This window comes from Halorubrum sp. SD612 (assembly GCF_002135005.1).
Map to the genome: position 1 here is coordinate 1 of NZ_NEWI01000058.1, position 17,555 is coordinate 17,555.

The 17,555-nt window shown below is 68.7% G+C and carries 20 protein-coding genes and 1 pseudogene; 6 read left to right on the top strand and 15 right to left on the bottom strand.

Annotation, left to right across the window (positions count from 1 at the left end; all coding sequences use genetic code 11):
• Positions 1 to 177: 177 nt before the first annotated feature.
• The 4 genes from B9G38_RS08355 to B9G38_RS08370 are packed head-to-tail and all read right to left on the bottom strand — an operon-like array spanning position 178 to position 3,584.
• Complete coding sequence (locus B9G38_RS08355) at positions 178 to 1,353, bottom strand: inorganic phosphate transporter (RefSeq protein WP_086220079.1); 1,176 nt, start codon at positions 1,351 to 1,353, stop codon at positions 178 to 180.
• 12 nt (positions 1,354 to 1,365) lie between these two features.
• Positions 1,366 to 1,824 (bottom strand): YeeE/YedE family protein, encoded by a 459-nt coding sequence (locus tag B9G38_RS08360; protein ID WP_049932289.1) that lies wholly within the window; start codon positions 1,822 to 1,824, stop codon positions 1,366 to 1,368.
• Positions 1,825 to 2,382: a YeeE/YedE family protein gene (locus B9G38_RS08365; protein WP_049932290.1), complete on the bottom strand. Its 558-nt coding sequence runs from the start codon at positions 2,380 to 2,382 to the stop codon at positions 1,825 to 1,827.
• An 8-nt stretch (positions 2,383 to 2,390) separates the two neighbouring features.
• Positions 2,391 to 3,584: an MBL fold metallo-hydrolase gene (locus B9G38_RS08370; RefSeq protein ID WP_049932291.1), complete on the bottom strand. Its 1,194-nt coding sequence runs from the start codon at positions 3,582 to 3,584 to the stop codon at positions 2,391 to 2,393.
• A gap of 246 nt (positions 3,585 to 3,830) precedes the next feature.
• Between B9G38_RS08370 and B9G38_RS08375 the strand changes: the two genes are divergently transcribed.
• Together B9G38_RS08375 and B9G38_RS08380 are read left to right on the top strand one after the other, a co-directional pair.
• The gene (locus B9G38_RS08375) at positions 3,831 to 4,076 is read left to right on the top strand and encodes a sulfurtransferase TusA family protein (RefSeq protein WP_049932293.1); all 246 of its coding nucleotides are present in this window, start codon (positions 3,831 to 3,833) and stop codon (positions 4,074 to 4,076) included.
• Positions 4,077 to 4,078: 2 nt separating this feature from the next.
• Positions 4,079 to 4,666, top strand: coding sequence for a DsrE/DsrF/DrsH-like family protein (locus B9G38_RS08380; protein ID WP_086220080.1), 588 nt, complete (start codon positions 4,079 to 4,081; stop codon positions 4,664 to 4,666).
• Between the two features lie 144 nt (positions 4,667 to 4,810).
• On the opposite strand, the gene B9G38_RS08385 is transcribed toward B9G38_RS08380, so the two are convergent.
• The 7 genes from B9G38_RS08385 to B9G38_RS08410 form a co-directional block, all read right to left on the bottom strand.
• Positions 4,811 to 5,449 carry a DUF1641 domain-containing protein gene (locus B9G38_RS08385; RefSeq protein ID WP_086220081.1) on the bottom strand — a complete coding sequence of 213 codons (639 nt, stop codon included), beginning with the start codon at positions 5,447 to 5,449 and terminating at the stop codon, positions 4,811 to 4,813.
• 2 nt (positions 5,450 to 5,451) lie between these two features.
• The gene (locus B9G38_RS08390; RefSeq protein ID WP_086220082.1) at positions 5,452 to 6,597 is read right to left on the bottom strand and encodes an NAD(P)/FAD-dependent oxidoreductase; all 1,146 of its coding nucleotides are present in this window, start codon (positions 6,595 to 6,597) and stop codon (positions 5,452 to 5,454) included.
• On the bottom strand, positions 6,594 to 6,830 hold the full coding sequence (locus tag B9G38_RS08395; RefSeq protein WP_086220083.1) for a sulfurtransferase TusA family protein: 237 nt from the start codon (positions 6,828 to 6,830) through the stop codon (positions 6,594 to 6,596). Before B9G38_RS08395 ends, B9G38_RS08390 begins: the two co-directional genes overlap by 4 nt.
• 143 nt (positions 6,831 to 6,973) lie before the next feature.
• On the bottom strand, positions 6,974 to 7,567 hold the full coding sequence (locus B9G38_RS08400; protein WP_086220084.1) for a class I SAM-dependent methyltransferase: 594 nt from the start codon (positions 7,565 to 7,567) through the stop codon (positions 6,974 to 6,976).
• 2 nt (positions 7,568 to 7,569) lie between these two features.
• Entirely contained in the window at positions 7,570 to 7,719 is a 150-nt protein-coding gene (locus B9G38_RS18040; protein ID WP_158093825.1) for a hypothetical protein, read from the bottom strand.
• An 87-nt stretch (positions 7,720 to 7,806) separates the two neighbouring features.
• Positions 7,807 to 9,090, bottom strand: coding sequence for a M20 family metallopeptidase (locus B9G38_RS08405; RefSeq protein ID WP_086220085.1), 1,284 nt, complete (start codon positions 9,088 to 9,090; stop codon positions 7,807 to 7,809).
• Between the two features lie 84 nt (positions 9,091 to 9,174).
• Complete coding sequence (locus B9G38_RS08410) at positions 9,175 to 9,591, bottom strand: helix-turn-helix domain-containing protein (RefSeq protein WP_198945668.1); 417 nt, start codon at positions 9,589 to 9,591, stop codon at positions 9,175 to 9,177.
• A gap of 162 nt (positions 9,592 to 9,753) precedes the next feature.
• On the opposite strand from B9G38_RS08410, the gene B9G38_RS08415 reads away from it, so the two are divergent.
• From B9G38_RS08415 to prf1, 4 genes are all read left to right on the top strand, one after another.
• Positions 9,754 to 10,194: a DUF302 domain-containing protein gene (locus B9G38_RS08415; RefSeq protein ID WP_049932310.1), complete on the top strand. Its 441-nt coding sequence runs from the start codon at positions 9,754 to 9,756 to the stop codon at positions 10,192 to 10,194.
• Between the two features lie 217 nt (positions 10,195 to 10,411).
• Positions 10,412 to 11,347, top strand: coding sequence for an NAD-dependent epimerase/dehydratase family protein (locus B9G38_RS08420; protein WP_086220086.1), 936 nt, complete (start codon positions 10,412 to 10,414; stop codon positions 11,345 to 11,347).
• 284 nt (positions 11,348 to 11,631) lie between these two features.
• Complete coding sequence (gene argS / locus B9G38_RS08425) at positions 11,632 to 13,440, top strand: arginine--tRNA ligase (RefSeq protein WP_086220087.1); 1,809 nt, start codon at positions 11,632 to 11,634, stop codon at positions 13,438 to 13,440.
• Between the two features lie 135 nt (positions 13,441 to 13,575).
• On the top strand, positions 13,576 to 14,826 hold the full coding sequence (gene prf1 / locus B9G38_RS08430) for a peptide chain release factor aRF-1 (RefSeq protein WP_086216170.1): 1,251 nt from the start codon (positions 13,576 to 13,578) through the stop codon (positions 14,824 to 14,826).
• 29 nt (positions 14,827 to 14,855) lie between these two features.
• Here prf1 and B9G38_RS08435 read toward each other — a convergent pair whose 3' ends face one another.
• The 4 genes and pseudogenes from B9G38_RS08435 to B9G38_RS08450 all read right to left on the bottom strand — a co-directional run.
• A complete protein-coding gene (locus B9G38_RS08435) occupies positions 14,856 to 15,299 on the bottom strand; it encodes a metal-dependent transcriptional regulator (RefSeq protein ID WP_049932320.1) in 444 nt (147 codons plus the stop codon).
• Between the two features lie 43 nt (positions 15,300 to 15,342).
• Positions 15,343 to 15,828: a rubrerythrin gene (locus B9G38_RS08440; RefSeq protein ID WP_086220089.1), complete on the bottom strand. Its 486-nt coding sequence runs from the start codon at positions 15,826 to 15,828 to the stop codon at positions 15,343 to 15,345.
• Between the two features lie 139 nt (positions 15,829 to 15,967).
• Positions 15,968 to 17,180: pseudogene (sufD, locus tag B9G38_RS08445) on the bottom strand (Fe-S cluster assembly protein SufD).
• A 1-nt stretch (position 17,181) separates the two neighbouring features.
• The coding region (locus tag B9G38_RS08450) for a SufD family Fe-S cluster assembly protein (RefSeq protein ID WP_198945669.1) at positions 17,182 to 17,555 on the bottom strand (374 nt) is incomplete at its 5' end.

The window sequence follows — 17,555 nt, forward strand, 5'->3', positions numbered from 1 at the left end:
GGACCGCACCTCACGCCTCCCCGGCCTCGTCGGCCGCCCTCCGCTTCGCTCCGGGCGCCCGACTCCAGCGAGGGACCGAAGGTCCCTCACTACTCGCGGCCGCCTTCGGCGGCCGCTCGCAGGCACGCGCCACCGCTGCTGATATTTATAAAGAAACGACGCCGCGGCGTGGCTCGCTTATAAAGCGAGCGCCGCGACGGCGTACGCGAGCGCGAACGAGACGGCGAACGAGCCCGCCCACGCGCCCACCGTCGTCAGGATCTTCTCGGCGTCCACCGCGTCGCGGCCGCCGACGGCCGCGCCGCTCCCGATGATGGCGCTGACGACGATCTCGTTGAACGAGACCGGCACCCCGAGCAGCACCGCGAGCTGCGCGATCAGAAACGACGGGACGAGCGCGGAGATGGAGCGCCGCGGCCCGAGCGAGGAGTAGTCCTGCGAGAGCGACTTGATCATCCGGGGCGCGCCGGTCCACGAGCCGACCAGCATCCCGAACCCCCCGCCGACGAGGACGGCGGTCGTCGACACCATCTCCACCTCGTCGAGCAGGGGGAGCAGCGGGCCGACCGCCAGCCCGACCTGACTCCCGCCCGCGGAGAACGCGACGAGCGACCCGAGCGCGAGCAGGACGCGCCGCAACCCCCCCTGCTCGTCGCGGCCCACGTCCCACCAGACGACGGCCGCGACGGCCAGCGCCGCGAGGCCGGTGATCGCGACCGCCGACGCGGTCCCGTCGAGCGACAGGATCCGCTGTCCGAGACCGCGGACGGTCCCGGGCGCGGTCCCCTCGCCGAGGAAACTGAACCGGACGTTCACGAGGACGCTCCCAACCAGCCCGGCGAGGACCGGGACGCTGTACCGCTCGGGCGCCCCGGGTCGCGGGAGGACGCTGGCGATGGCGAACGCGATGCCGCCGCCGATGAACGGCGTCAGGAGCCAGACGGCGCCGATCTGTTGGTACTTTGCCCAGACCGGCGTCCCGCCGAGCGCGAGCCCGACGCCGATGACGGCGCCGGTCACGGTGAACGCGGTCGCGATCGGAATCCCGGTGGTGATGCCCACCGCCATCAGCCCCGCGCCCAGCACGAGCACGAGGATGACGCCGGCGACGGGCAGGCTGATCCCGCCAACGAGGCCGCTCCCGACGGCCTCAGAGACGTTCCCGCCCTGCGTGACGGCGCCGGCAAAGCCGAAGACGCCGACCAGCAGGGCCGCGCGCATCGTTCCGATGGCGTTCGCGCCGACGGCGGGCGCGAACGGGGTCGCGCCGCTCGACCCGGCGCCGATCACCCACGCCATGAACAGGCTCGCGAGCGCCGCGCCGACGGAGAGGGCGATGAGAGCGGGGTCCATGGAGCCGGTGCGTTAGTCCGCGCCCGCCGCGGCGGCGTCGCGGGCTCCGCTCCGGCTCCGCCAGTACCCCTGCGCGTACGCGCCGACGAACATTCCGCCGAGCGCCCAGAGGATGGTGACGTTACCGACCCCGAGGCTCGCGTACGCCGCGCCCGGACAGATGCCAGAGAGCCCCCAGCCGACGCCGAAGACGGCGCCGCCGACGAGGACGTTCCGGTCGAACGGCTTCAGCCGGCGCTCGTAGGGAGCGCCGGTGAGCGGCGCGGCGTCGCGGATGCGCGGCAGCAGCGCGAACGCGATCCCGGAGACGATTGCGGCCCCGAACATGACGAACGGGAGGCCGAGGTCCTCGAATGTGAGGAAGTTCAGCACGACCTCCGGCCGCGCCATGTGGCTGAACCCGAGTCCGAACCCGAAGATCAGGCCGCCGACGAAGATCAGCGGCTTGAACAGCGGATGTCGGTCCGCCATCTACGGACTCACCCCCAGCGCGGCGACGACCTGGGCGGTCCCGATCGCCACGGCGAGGAACGTCGCGACGCCGACCAGCGACGTCTTCGACGCCGATCCGACGCCGCAGACCCCGTGGCCGGACGTACACCCCTTCCCGATGCGGGTGCCGATCCCGACGAGGATCCCGCCGAAGAACAGCCGCCACGGCTGGACGTCGGTCGCCCAGAGCGTCACGCCGGCGACCTCGTACAGCGTGCCGGTCGTCCCGGGCTCGTAGAGCGGGCTCGTGACTAGCCCCGACTGGAACGTCGCGGCGAACGCGAGCCCGCCGAGGATGATGCCGGCGGTGAACACGAGCCGCCAGTCCCGCGATCCGACGTACCGCCGGAACCGGGACTGGCCGGAGACGTACGACAGCGTCGACTCCAGGAACGTGCTCGCCCCGGCCGGGATACCCGTTCCGACGTAGATGACGACGGTCCCGAGACCGACGAGCAGTCCGCCGACGGCGTACCGGCTGACCCCGTTCGGGAACAGCTCGGCGACCGCCTGCAGCAGTACTGGGTCAGCGACCATCGGCGTCGTCAGTCACCCGCGAGCGAGTCCTGACTGGCGGCGCAGTTGTTCGGCCCGAGCTCCAGGGTGAACGCCTCGTCGTCGTCGACGGCGTTCTGTCCGAGGTTCGTCGCGATGATGTCCTCGTAGTTGGCCGGGCGCGGCGGCATGTCCGAGAGGATCAGGTCGACGAACGCCTGCTCGTCCATCGTGAGCGCGTCCATCTCCTCGACGAGCTCGCCGATCGGCGCCGTGTAGGTGCCGTCGTCGGCCGCGACGGCCGCGTCGCTGAAGTGCGCGCCGCCGATGAGCGTGTCGTCGGGCAGCGTCAGCACCCGCTCCTGAAGTGACTCGTACAGCAGGCGCGCGGCGTCGGGGGCGCCCTCGTCGCCCTCCTCAAGGTCGGGGCGGGCGACGCTCTCGATGAACAGCCCGTCGCCGGTCGCGAGCAGGCTCTCGTCGACGAGGTATGAGGTCATCCCGGTCGTGTGGCCGGGAGTGTAGACGGTCTCGACGGTGGCGTCGCCGACCGCGAACGTGTCGCCGTCGGCGGCCGTGGTCAGCTCGTCGGCGTACGTGACGCCGCGGTCGACCGCGGCCTCGGGGATGACGCCTTCGACGCCCGCGGCGTCGAGGTCGCGCACGCCCGAGATGTGGTCGGCGTGGACGTGCGTGTCGAGGGCGTAGTTCAGTTCGACGCCGAGCTCGTCGGCGTCGTCGAGGTAGCGGTCGGTGAACGCCCGCAGCGGGTCGATGATCGCGGCCTCCCCGTCGTCGTAGAGGAGGTAGCCGAGACAGCCCGAGGAGGGGCGCTGGTACTGGAGGAGCGTGCCGGCGCCGTCGTAGCGGTCGACCTCGACGGCCTCGTAGATGCTCGCCCAGCCGTTCATCCCGTCTTCGAGGTGGTCGACGTCGTAGCCGCGCTCCGTGAGCGTGCCCGCGACGTACTCGCTGGCGCCGCCCTTCGCGCAGAGGACGGTCACCTCGCGGTCGTCGGGGATCCGGTCGAGAACGTCGTCGTCGATCTCGTCTTCGAGGAACTCGAAGTACGGGACGTTGATCGACGTGACGTTCTCGCCGTCGATGCGCCACTCCTCGTAGTCCGACTGCATGCGCGCGTCGAGGATCGTGACGTCTTCGCCGGCGTCGATTCGGTCTTTGAGCGATTCCGGGTCGACGGAGTCGACGTCGACGTCCGGAGTCGGGAAGTCGTCGGCATTCATGTTTCGCAGTCGTTCATACCGGGTCGACGCACAAAAGCATTTTCATAGTATTTCCTTTTCTAAGCAATACTATATTCAATAGGATCCGGTCTGTATCTCCTACTGTTGTACTCAGGGGCTTATGCGGCGGCTAAACAGGTTTCACTTTATACAGTAGTTGGGAGAATTCCCAAGAACCGACACAGTTTTACTTCACCGGGGGGTATTGTGCGCTAGCTCCAATACAGACACCGGAGCAGATACACAATGAGTGCTGAATTCGACATCGCGGAGACGCTCGACGTGAAAGGCGCATCGTGCCCCATGCCGGTAGTGAAGACGAAGTCCGCCGTCGACGGCCTCGACGCGGGCGAGGTCCTCGAAGTGCTGGCGACCGACCCCGGAAGCATGAGCGACCTCGACGGCTGGGCCGACGGCACCGAGGGCGTCGAGCTCCTCGACCAGACGGAAGGCGACGACGTGTACAAACACTACGTCCGCAAGACGGAGTAACGATGAGCACGGACACACCCGACGCGTCGGCCGACGACGCGCCGACCGACGACGCGCCCTCCCGCGCGGAATTGGCCGCGCGCGTCGACGAGCTCGAGGAGGCGCTCGCCGAGGCCACCGCCGACGACGGCGGCAAGAAGATGAGCATCATCGCCACCAAGGGGACGCTCGACATGGCGTACCCGCCGCTCATCCTCGCCAGCACCGCTGCCGCGTTCGGCTACGAGGTGACCGTCTTCCACACGTTCTGGGGACTCGACATCCTCCACGAGGAGCGGTCGAAGAACCTCCAGCTCAGCTCCGTCGGCAACCCCAACATGCCCGTGCCGAACGCCGTCGCCGCGCTCCCCGGGATGGACCGCGTCACGACGAAGATGATGGAGCGCCGGATCTCGGACAACGACACCGCCACGATCGAGGAGCTCCTCGAAACGAGCCTCGACATGGGCGTGGAGTTCCAGGCCTGTCAGATGACCATCGACCTGATGGACTACGACGAGGACAACTTCTACGACGGCGTCACCACGGGTGTCGGCGCCGCCACCGCGCTTCAGGACATGGCCGAGGCGGACATCCAACTGCTCGTCTGACCGCCGCGGAACGAGCCCCCGGTTCTGTTTTGCCCGCGCCGTCGCCGGCGTCGTCGCTCCAGACACCCTCGATACAACGCAAAAACCACTAGTGACCACGACCGACTCCGCCCGCTCGCGCCGCGGAACGGCGCGTCGCCCCCGCTAGCGCGATCCCTCGCTCCGCTCGCGCCCGGCGCGCTCGCGGCCGATCGCGCCCGCCACTGCCAGCAGGTAGCCCAGCCCGTACTGGACGTCCGGGTCGCGCACCCCGCGGATCAGCCCGACGGCCCCGACCCGATCCGGCGGGTCGCGCTCCGCCTCGCCGACCCCCTTCAGCAGCGTCTCGACGCCCTCGCGGGTGTCGTCGTCGGCCGCGGTCTGCGCCACCTCGCCGAGCGCGGCGCCGGTCCCGGCCAGCGACGCGACCATCTCGTCGTCGAGGGCCGCGGTCGCCAGCGACCCGACCTCCGCGACCTCGGCCAGCTCGTCGAGCGTGCCGCTCCGCTGGAGCGTGAGCAGCGTGTCGAGCGCCTCCCGCAGCTCGTCGCCGTTCTCGCCGACCGCCTCGGCCAGCCCCACGGTCTCGTCGGTCGCCAGGCCGTCGGCGGACTCCGCGAGCGTCGACCCCGTGGCCGAGAGCTCGCGGACCATCTCGTCTGAGAGCGCGCCCTCGCCCAGCGAGAGCACGTCCAACAGCTCGTTGACCGCGTCGAGCCGCTCGACGAGCTCGGCGACCGCCTCCGGGTTCTCCGCGATGGCCGCTTCGAGGTCGTCCGGCTCGGGTTCATGCGTCTCGGACATGGTCAGAGCAACCCTCGCGCGGTGAGCCAGTAGGACTCGTTGTACGCCAGCTTCGACCAGTGGAGCTTCTCCGAGGGCGGCGCGGGCGACGGCGGGCGCTCGTAGTCGAACTCGACGAACGAGGCGGCGTCCATCCCGGTCTCGATGAAGCACAGGGTCTTCCCGTCGTACGTCGCCGTCGCGGGGCGGCCTCGGACCTCGCTGGCGAGGCGCTGGCCGACGACGCCGGCCTGGTAGTGCGCGACGCTGCCCGCGTTCGGGACGCCCGTGTCGGCGGTGTCGCCGAGCGCGTAGACGTTGTTCGCGGCCGCCGCCTCTAGCGTGTGCTTGTCCACGTCGACCCAGCCGTCGTCGCCGAGGCCGGCCTCCTCGATCAGGTCGACGCCGCCGTGAGGCGGAATCGAGACGAGGAGGTCGTAGTCGAGCTCGGTCCCCTCCATCGACGTGATGGTCTCCGCGTCGGGGTCGACAGACTCGGCGTTGAAGAACGTCTCCACGTTGATGTCCCGGTCCTCCATGATGGGACGGGCCCACTCGGCGATGTGGGGATTCCCGTGAACGCGCTGGATCGGGTACGTGTAGGTGACCTCGACGTCCTCGCGCAGGCCGCGCTCGCGGAACCAGTCGTCGGTCATGAAGACGAACTCCAGCGGCGCCGCGGGACACATGTGGGGCGTCCCGATGACGCTCAAGACGAGCTCGCCCTCGGTGAACTCCAGCAGCTCCTCTCGAAGGGCCGTCGCGCCCGACTCGCTGTAGTAGTCGTGTCCGCCCTCGACGAGCCCGGGGATCTGCTCGGGCTCCAGCGTCGACCCGGTCGCCAGCACGAGGTGGTCGTACTCCATCGACGGCGCGGTACCGTCGAACCGGAGCGTCTGCGAATCCGTGTCGATCTCGGACACGCGGTCGATCCGGAGGTCGACCGCGTCGTCGACCAGCTCGTCGAGCGCGCGGCGACCGTCCGCCGGTTCGCGCTTGCCGAACGGCACGTACAGCCAGACCGGCTTGTACACGTGGTCGGGGCCGTCGTTGATCAGGGTGACCTCCACGTCGCCGGCGTCGAGCTCCGGACCGAGCCGGTCGGCGAGGTCGTTGGCGAGCACCGATCCGCCGGTCCCGCCGCCCACGATGACGATGCGTTCGGTCATGCTTTCTCCACGTAGAACGCGTTGTGCTCGTCGAGCTCTTCGACGGCGAGCAGTTCGTTGCCGGCCTTCCCGGCCCACTCGGGAACGTCGGTGAGCGACCCGTCGCTGTCGCTCAGGAGCCGGACCACGTCGCCCGACTCCGCGCTCCGGATCGCTCCGATGAGGTCCATCAGGGGACCGGGGCACGCTGCGCCTCTGGCGTCGACGGTTTCTTCGGGTCCGATGTCGGTCATGGGGGTCTCACACCAGACAGTTACGCGCGTGGCGTATTAGTCTTGTGCGCTCATTCCACAATCTAAAAATCCTCGTGTTCGGCGCGGATCGGTCAGCGTCGGCGGCAGTCGGGGTGTCGCTGACGGTTGGGGCGTCGGCGGCGCTACCGGTCGAACACGACCGCGTAGTGGTACGGCGGCAGATCGACCCGCCGGTCGAGTTCGAACGGCGCCGCCCCCCGGACGGCCTCCGCCGTTTCCTCGGGGTCCATCCGGAGCCCCGTCGGCGGTCCCCGGGGCTCCCCCCCGACGGTCGTCGCTTCGCGCGGCCGGTCGTGCCAGTTGACGACGACCAGGCTGCCGCCGGGCGCGACCGCTCGGAACGTCTCCTCGACGAACTCGGTGCGGTCGTCGACGCCGTGGAAGGTGTTCGCCACGACGAGCACGTCGACCGGCTCCGGGAGGACACCGGTCAGGTCCCGGGCGTCGCCGTGGACCGGGACGACGTTCCCGATCGCCTGTCGCCCGGCGAGCGCGTCGAGCTCGTCGAGCAGCGCCTCGTCCAAGTCGACGGCGTACACGGGCGCGGGCTCGGCGATGCGGGCGGCCGGGAGCGCGAAGTAGCCGCTCCCGCAGCCGACCTCGCCCACCGACAGGCCGGGCTCGACCCCGAGCTGCCGAAGCGTCGCGCCCGGCGTCGGCCAGAGCTTCCCCCACCAGTCCCAGTCGGGCTGGCCGGTGTTCTGGAACCGCTCCATCGTCAGCGGGGGCCCGACGCGCCGGCTCCCGTTCCGTCCGCCGGAAGGCGGCGTCCGTCACTCCCGCCGCCCGCGAACCCGTGTCCGCCGCTCACGGACCCGTCGTCGGCCCCCCGAGGCGGCTCGCTCGTCGCATCGGTCTTGTCCTTCATACCCATATGTGAACCAGTCTGCTATCTAAGTCTTTCTCGACCGTCGCCGACCGGCGTGCCCGAGTCGCCCCGCTCGTCCGCGGGCAGCTAGTCGACCCGAGAGCGCCACGCGGCGGGGAGCCGGGCGTAGACCACCGCGTTGTCGACGAGCGCGTCGACCGGGACGTAGTCGTCGGGGGCGTGGAGCGTGTCGGTCCCGAGGGCGAACTCGACGGTCGATATCCCGGTGTTCCGGAGCTTCTTGGCGTCGCCGCCGCCCGTGGCGCTCCGACGGAAGACGCGGTCCCCGGTGACCGCCGCCGCCGTCGACGCGACGGCGTCGACCAGCGGGCTGGCGGGGTCCTCTGTGGTGCCGACGCTCCAGGAAACGTCGGCGACCGTGATCCCCTCGCAGTCGGCGACGCAGTCGCGGATGGCCGCGAGCACGTCGGGCGTGTGGACGCCCGCCGTCAGCCGCACGTCGACCTCGGCGCGGGCGGACCCCGGGACGGCGTTCACCGCGTCGCCGCCCTCGAGGACGCCGAGGTTGATCGATGGGTACCGGAATAGGTCCCGAGCGGTTGCCTCGCCCATCGACGGGGCGTAGTACTCGACCGACTCCTCGACGATCGGCTCCATCTCGGCGTCGATCTCCAGCCGCTCGGCGCCGAACCGCTCGCGTATCGTCTCGACGGCGCCGTAGAGCCGGTCGACCGCGTTGACCCCGAGCATCGGTCGAGAGCCGTGCGCCGCCTCGCCGGCGGCTTCGAGCGTCAGCCAGATGCTCCCCCGGTCCGCGACCGTGACGGAGCGGCGACCCTCCTCGCAGGTCGGCTCGCCGATCACGCACGCGTTCGCGTCGAGCGCTCTGGCATCGAGCAGCGCCGGGAGCCCCGCGTCGCCGCCGACCTCCTCGTCGCTCACGAAGGCGAACAGGAGGTCGACGGGCGGCTCCGCGTCGGTCGCGACGACGGCCCGGAGCGCGAACAGCAGCGACGCCACGGCGCCCTTCATGTCGGTCGCGCCCCGGCCGTAGACGCGGCCGTCGGCGCGTTCGCCGAGCGGGTCGCGCGTCCACGCGTCGGCGTCGAACGGCACGGTGTCGAGGTGTCCGTTGTACAGCAGCGTTCGGTCGGACGCGCCGTCGACCCGGACGAGCAGGTTCGGCTTCGCCGGGTCGACGGCGAACCGCTCGACCTCGACCGGAAGTGGGTCGAGGAACCGCTCGATCGCCGCGACGATCTCGCGCGTATCGCCGGGCGGGTTCGACGTGTCGACCGCGAGCAGATCGAGGGCCAGCGAGACCAGCTCCTCCCGGTTGGCTCGCACGTACTCGGCGGGAGCGTCGTCCGGGTCCGTCGGCGGCCGGGTCGCTCCCGTGTCTTCGGCCATGCCATCCCCTTCGATCCCCAATGATTTATTTATTTTGTATATTTCGCACAATACTAATCGGTGAGCGTCGCGGTCGCCCGCGCGTCACGGTCCGGGCTGGAGCGACCGATCCCCGCGCTCGTCCGCCTCGCCGCCGTACCGGTCCTCGAACTCTTGCATGAGCTGACCGACGGTCGCGTACCAGCTGTTGAGCAGCTGCTGCATCTCGCGAGCGGCCTCCTCGGGCGTTCGCGGCCGGTAGACGTAGTAGTACCCGCCCTGATCGTAGTTCTCCTGTCGCTGGACGACGACGCCGGCGTCCACGAGCCGCGAGATCGACCGGTACGCCGTCGACCGCTCACACTCCAGCCGGTCCGCCACGTCGTCGACGGTGAGCCCTTCGTTCACTCCTTGGAGCGCCTGAAACACCGCCTGATCCCGCTCGTTGAGCCCGTGAATACCCTCGAGGAGGTCGATACACCCCAAGTCCCGTTCGAGGTCGTCACGCACTGACGCGGTCATCGTATCGGACAATAGGGCGACAGAGTGGGTTAAAGTTGTTCCTAATTAGTACAATACTACTATAGTCGAGTCGGCGACAGTCCGGTTCAGTTCACGGCTGCTCCGCTCTCTCGGTAGGACATCCGAAGAGCCTTTGTTACGTAGGCCCAAGACGATACACGAATGACGCTTCCGATCGACCCGACGCAGATCGACCCGGACGACATCGGCGAAGAGCAGGCCACCCTTGAGATGGGCCACGAGGAGGCGATCGAACATGTCCGCGAGGTGTTCACCGACGCCGGATTCGGCGTCCCGGTCGAGTTCTCGCCGTCCGAGATGCTCAACGAGAAGGTCGACGCGGGTCGCGACCCCTACTACGTGCTCGGCGCGTGTAACCCGGCTGTCGCCGACCGGGCGCTCGACGCGACCGACAACAAGCTCGGCGCGCTCATGCCGTGTAACGTCGTCGTCTGGGAGGAAGCGCCCGGGACGCAGCGCGTCTATCACGTCTCTATCATGCGTCTCGCTCGCCTCGCGGGCATGGCGCCCGACGACGACGAGATGGCGGGCATCATCGCCGACACCGGCGAGATGGTCGACGAGGCGTTCGAGAACCTCTGACCACGCTCTGACACAGCCGTCCCTACGGCGTCGCCGGCGATCTGCTCGGCGGCACTCGCCGTCGGCGACGATCGGATCGGCGCGGTCTGCGCTCGGATCGGTGCGGCCGGCGCTTCGACCGACACGGACGTGACCCGGTTCCGTTCGCCTCGCCTCCGTGTCGATCCCGCTCGTCGCGATTCCACACCTACTTATCCGCGACCGCCGACGGGCCGATATGGACCTCGCCGATTCGCGCGTCCTCGTCACCGGCGGCGCCGGTCTCGTCGGAAGCCACCTCGCGGCCGACCTGCTCGACCGCGGCGCGACCGTCCGCGTCGCCGACGACCTCTCGAAGGGGACCCGCGACCGCGTCCCCGAGGGCGCGGCGTTCGTCGAAGCGGACATGACCGACCCCGACGACGTGGCGCGCGTCGTCACCGACGACCTCGATGTCGTCTTCCACTTCGCGGCGTACACCGACACGAACTACGACGACGACCGCGCGCTGTTCGAGGAGAACACCGAGATGACGTACAACGTCTTGGAGCGCATGCGCGAGGTCGGCGTCGACCGCTTCGCGTTCACCTCCTCCTCGACGGTGTACGGCGAGGCGCCGCGACCGACCCCCGAGGACTACGCCCCCCTCGAACCGATCTCGATGTACGGCTCCGCGAAGCTCGCGGACGAGGCGCTGATATCGACGTTCGCGCACTCCTACGGCGTCCGGTCGTGGGTGTTCCGGTTCGCGAACATCGTCGGCCCGCGCCAGCGCGGCAACGTGATCCCCGACTTCATCGAGAAGTTAGCCGAGGATCCGACCGAACTGGAGATCCTCGGCGACGGCCGGCAGGAGAAGTCGTACATGCACGTCTCGGAGTGTGTCGACGCCATCCGGCACGTGGTCGAGAACGCAGACGCCGCGTACAACGTCTACAACCTCGGGACGCGGACGACGACCTCCGTCACCGACATCGCCGACATCGTGAGCGAGGAGCTCGGCGTCGACCCGGAGTACGCCTACACCGGCGGCGACCGCGGCTGGACCGGCGACGTACCGAAGATGCGGCTGTCGATCGAGAAGCTCGCCGCCCTCGGGTGGGAGCCGTCGGTCGAGAGCGACGCGGCGGTTCGGCGCAGTGCGCGCGAGCTGATCGACGAGATCGTGGAGTAGCGCGATCCCCTCCGACGAACTCCGCCGGTCGGGTGCGGACCGGGAGGCACTTCAGTCCCGCCGCAGGCGAACCGAAGGGGGTCCCGAACGCCGACCAGATCGCTCGACTGCCGAAACTGTCCCGATAACCGACCGGAGGCGGCGGCGTCAACGGAGCGATACGGACGGCTGTTGCGCACAACCCGGTGGGTTTCCCGTGGCGGTGTCGCTCGCGGTTCGATCCGCGTCTCCGCCCGCCGCGCCGCTTCGGAAGGGCCTTTTAACCCGCCCGTCGAACGGACGGTATGTTCCGGCAGTTCCGGTCGGAGGTCGAGGCGGCGCTCGCGGACGCGCTCGACTCGCTCGACCTCCCGACCGACGACCTCGGCATCGAACGCCCGCCCGACGACATGGACGCGACGCTCGCCTCCAGCGTCGCCTTCCGACTCGCGGGCGAGGTCGGCGACGCGCCGCCGAACGTCGCGGCGACTGTCGCCGAGGCGGTGTCGGTCGGGAACGCGGACTACGTCGCGAGCGTCGACACCGCGGGGCCGTACGTCAACTTCCACGCGAACGAGCGCTACCTCGCCGACACGCTCGACGCGGCCGCGGTCGACGCCGGCTACGGCGCGCTCCCCGACCGCGACACGTGCGTCGTGGTCGAACACACCAGCGCGAACCCGACCGGCCCGGTCCACGTCGGCCGCGCGCGCAACCCCATCGTCGGCGACGCGGTGGCGAACCTCCTCGCGTACGCCGGCTACGACGTGGACCGCCACTACTACGTCAACGACGCGGGCCGGCAGATGGCGGTGTTCACCTGGGCGTACGAGCGGTTCGACGAGTCGGACCTCGACGCGGAGCCCGCCCGCGACCGCGCCGAGTACGACCTCGTGCGCTACTACCGGAAGGGGAACGCCTTCTTAGAGGAGGCGGACGACGACGCGGTCGAGGCCGCGGAGGCGGAGATCCAGTCGATCCTCCAGGGGCTCGAGGCGGGCGACGAGGAGACGTACGAGCGCGTCGGCAAGGTCGTCGACGCCGTCCTCGGTGGAATGAAGGCGTGCCTCGGCCGCCTCCCCGCGGAGTTCGACGAGTTCGTCAAGGAGACGCGGTTCATGCGCGACGGATCCACCGACGACATCGCGGGCCGGCTGAAAGAGACCGACCACGCCGTCTACGAGGAGGACGCCTGGCAGCTGGAGCTCGACGAGTGGGGGATCGACAAGAACCTCGTCTTCCTCCGCTCGGACGACACGAGCCTCTACACGACCCGCGACCTGGCGCACCACGAGTGGAAGTTCGCGAACTACGACCGCGCCGTCACCGTCCTCGGCGAGGACCACAAGCTCCAGGCCGACCAGCTCGACGCGACCCTCGAACTGCTCGGCAACGACACCGACCGCCTCGGCCACGTCATCTACTCGTACGTCAACCTGCCCGAGGGGAAGATGTCGACCCGGCGGGGGACCGGCGTGATGCTCGACGACCTGCTGGACGAGGCGATCGACCGCGCTCGCGACGCCGTCGAGTCGCGCATGGACGACCGCATCCGCGACGACGACCTCACCGACGAGGATGTCGAGCGCATCGCCCACCAGGTCGGGATCGGCGCGGTCCGGTACGACATCGTCTCCAAACAGCCCGCGAAGGCGATCACCTTCGAGTGGGAGGACGCGCTCGACTTCGAGGCGCAGTCGGCGCCGTTCGTCCAGTACGTCCACGCGCGCTGCGCCGGCATCCTCGGCGAGGCGGCCGCCGCCGGGATCGACGTGCCGGGCGTGACGGCGGACGCCGACGGCGAGGTCGACCCCGACGCCTTGGACGTCGACGCGGGCGCGCTCGAAACCGACGCGGCCCGCGAGCTCCTCCGCGAGGTCGCGCGCTTCCCCGCCGCAATCGAGGCCGCCGCGGACGACTTGGAGCCGCACACGATCGCGACGTTCACCCGCGAGTTCGCGGACGCGTACAACGCCTTCTACCGCGAGTGCCCCGTCGTGACCGCCGAGACCGAGGCCCTGCGGGACGCCCGGCTCGCGCTCGTCGCGGCCGCGAAGCACACGATGGCGAACGCGCTCGACGTGCTGGGCGTCGAGGCGCCGGAGTCGATGTAAATCGAGGGTATCCCGCCCTCCGTCGCCCGGAGCGGGGCTCCGAGCGATCCACCGCCAAACGCGGTCGAGACGGACGCTTCCGCCCGTATCGACAGGTCAAAGATTACTTACACGCACGCGACCGTATTCGGAGTAATGAGTAGCGACGCACAGGAGGCGAACGCGGACCGCCGGAAGTACGAGTTCCGCAAGGTCATCGAGGAACTCAAGGAGTACGAGGGCTCCGGCACCCAGCTCGTCACCATCTACATCCCCGAGGACAGGCAGATCTCCGACGTGGTGGCGCACGTCACCCAAGAGCACAGCGAGGCGTCCAACATCAAGTCCAAGCAGACGCGGACGGCCGTTCAGGACGCGTTGACGTCGATCAAGGACCGGCTGCGCTACTACGACACCTTCCCGCCGGACAACGGGATCGTGATCTTCTCGGGCGCCATCGACAGTGGCGGCGGCCAGACCGACATGGTCACCCGGACGCTGGAGTCGCCCCCGCAGCCCGTCGAGTCGTTCCGCTACCACTGCGACTCGGAGTTCCTCACCGAGCCGCTCGAACACATGCTCGAGGACTCCGGGCTGTTCGGGCTCATCGTCTTGGACCGCCGCGAGGCGAACGTCGGCTGGCTGAAGGGGAAACGCGTCGAGGCGGTCAAGTCCGCCTCCTCGCTCGTCCCCGGCAAACAGCGGAAGGGGGGTCAGTCCGCACAGCGATTCGCCCGCCTGCGCCTCGAAGCGATCGACAACTTCTATCAGGAGGTCGCTGGGATGGCCAACGACCTGTTCGTCGACAAGCGCCACGAGCTCGACGGCATCCTCGTCGGCGGTCCCTCGCCGACCAAAGACGAGTTCCTCGACGGCGACTACCTCCACCACGAGCTTCAGGACAAGGTGCTCGGCAAGTTCGACGTGGCCTACACCGATGAGTCCGGCCTGAAAGACCTCGTCGACAACGCCAGCGAGGCGCTCGCCGACCAGGAGATCGTCGAGGACAAACGCAACATGGAAGAGTTCTTCGAGAAGCTCAACACCGGGCAGGAGGCGACCTACGGGTTCGAGCAGACCCGCCGCAACCTGATCATGGGATCGGTGGACCGCCTGCTCATCTCCGAGGACCTTCGCTCCGACGTCGTCGTCTACGAGTGCCCCGACGGCCACGAGGAGTACGAGGTTATCGACGCCCGCCACTCGACGCCGGACCACGAATGTAGCGAGTGCGGCGAGGCGGCCGAGGTCGAGGAGCGAGAGGACGTCATCGAACACCTGATGGCCATCGCCGAACAGCGCGGGACGGACACGAAGTTCATCTCCACGGACTTCGAGAAGGGCGAACAGCTGCTCGACGCGTTCGGCGGCATCGCCGGTATCCTGCGGTACTCGACCGGAGTCTAAGGACCTCTGAAGAAGTTTCTGCGGTCGTTTTACTGCTGTTCCGGCTCGACCGGCCCCGGCGCGATCTCCAAACAAGCGCAGGCGTCGGACTCCGGGTCGAAGCAGTCCGGACACTCCGGCTGCCGGTCGATGATCGTGTCGAGCCGCTCGGCGACCGTGTCGTCGATGACGGCCTCGAGCTCCCGGGCCTCGGCCTGATAGTCCTCGACCGCGAGGACGTTCGCGAGGAACCGCTCGATGATACAGTAGGTCTGGAGGGCGTCTCTGGCCCGGACGATGCCGTCGTCGGTCAGCTTGACGCCCTTGTACTTCTCGTGTTCGGCGAGCCCGCGCTCTTCGAGCTTGCCGATCATCTCGTTGGCGCTGGCCGGGCTGACGCCGAGCGCATCGGCGATCGACCCGGTCGAGGCGGGTCCGTCTTCGCTGTCCTGTACGACGTATATCGTCTTGAGGTACTGATCTGCGGTGTTCACGGCTGTCCTCCGTCGGCGCTCGTCGGCGACTCGTCTGTCCGGTTCATCGGCGCTCCATGACCTCCGTGACCTCGCGTACGCCCTCGGCCTCCTCGTCGCGGATCGCCGTCAGGGTCGCGATCAGCTCCTTGCGGTCGACCGAGAACGACCCGTCGGACCCCTCGATCGCCTCGATGAGGTCGTCGTAGAACTTGTACGCCGTCTCCTCGTTGCACAGCTGGTCGTACAGCACGTCGTCGAAGTCCTCCGGCCGCGTCCGCCCGTAGCGGGCGTCGACGAGCGACTCGATCTCGTCGAACGGGACGCTGTCGACGCCGAGCCCGTCGATGAGCGACTCCAGCCGCTCGCGGTGGTCCGCCGACTCCTCGGCCGCGTCCGCGAGGAGCGTCTCCACCTCCGCGTCGAGTTCGGCGTCCAACTGCTGGTAGTGGCGATGCGCTCGCGCTTCGACGACCTCCTCCAGCACGATTCCGATCTGGAGCAGCCGCGCGAGTTGGTCGTCGGAGGCGACCCGCTGGCTCACGCTCACCGCGACCACCCGAGACGGCACGATACGCGGGTTCGCATACGAACAACTCGGGCGTCGTCGGTCTTAAGCGGTTCCCCTCGCTCGCCGGTCGCTCCGGGACTCCGGGCAGGGCTGAAAAAATCCGTTCGGCGCCGGCGGCTTACTGGAGCCGCTCGAAGACGAGCTCCTCGACGTCGTCGCGGAACTCGTCGACCGCGATTTCCTCTAGGACGGGCACGAAGAAGCCCTCGACGAGCATGTTCCGGGCCGTCCGCGAGTCGATCGAGCGGCTCTCGAGGTAGAACAGGTCCTCGGCGTCGACCTGTCCGACCGTCGCGGAGTGGGACGCCTCGGTGTCGTGGTTGTGGATGATCAGCTTCGGCGACGCGTCGGCCTCGGCGTCGTCCGACAGCATCAGCGTGTTCTCGCGCTGGTAGCTGGAGGTGTTCCACGCGTCCTCGCCGACGTCCTGAACGCCCTCGTAGACGGAGCGGCACGTCGTCGAGCACGCCGCGGGTGACGAGGTCGGCGGTCGTCTGCTCCGCCTGGTGCCACACGCGGGCGTTGATGTCGAAGTGTTGGTCCTCCGTACCGAAGAACGTCCCGACGATCTGGCTCTCGGAGCCGTCGCCGTTGAGCTCCGTTTCGATGTCGGAGCGGGTGAGCTTCGAGCCGAAGTTGCTCTCGATCCAGTCGACCGTCGCGTACGTGTCGGTCACGCCGCGCTTCAGCGAGTAGGTGTAGGCGTCGTCGTCCAGGTTCTGGAGCGAGCCGAACTGGACGTTTGAGTTCTCGCCCGCGACGACCTCGACGAGGTTCGAGAAGTACCGGTCGCCGCTCACGTCGGCGTCGCCCGACGTGATCGACTCGAGGATCGTCACCGACGACGACTCCTCGGCGACGACGAGCGTCTGGCTGAACAGCGAACGGGAGTTCATCTCCGCGCGCACCGTCACGTCCTCGACGTCGACGCCCTCGGGGACGTAGACGAACGTACCGGTGGTGAACAGCGCGACCGAAAGCGCCGTGAGATAGTTGTGTTCGGGGTCGAGGACGGAGCCGAAGTTCGCCTCGATGACGTCGCCGTACTCGGCGAGCGCCTCGGTGAACGGCAGCACGACGACTTCGTCGTCGCCCGCGGTCCGCTCGGTCTCGTCCGCCTGGTTCAGCGGGTCGACGAGCGACTCGAAGTCCAGCGCCTCGAGGTCGGTCCAGCGGCGGCCCGGCGTCTGGATGACATCGGGCAGCTCCGCGGTCTCCAGCGCGGCCAGCGCGTTCAGACGGGTCTCCAAGAGCCACTCGGGCTCGTCGCGTTCGTCGGCGATGCGTCGTACCGTGTCCTCCGAGAGGCTCTCGATTGCTTGCGTGCTCATGTTATCCGAGCGAACCCTCCATCTCGAGTTCGACGAGGCGGTTCAGCTCGACGGCGTACTCGATCGGCAGTTCCTCCGTGATCGGCTCGATGAACCCGGAGACGATCATCTGTTTGGCGTCGTCGTCGTCGAGCCCGCGCGACTGGAGGTAGAAGATGTCCTCGTCGCCGATCTTGCCGACGGTTGCTTCGTGAGCGACGTCGACTTTCGACTCGTTGATCTCCATGTACGGCATCGTGTCCGAGGTGGACTCGTTGTCGAACATCAGCGCGTCGCACTCGACGGCCGTCGAGGAGTTTTCGGCGCCGTCCGCGATGTGGACGAGCCCGCGGTAGTTGGTGCGGCCGCCGTCCTTCGCGATCGACTTCGACTCGA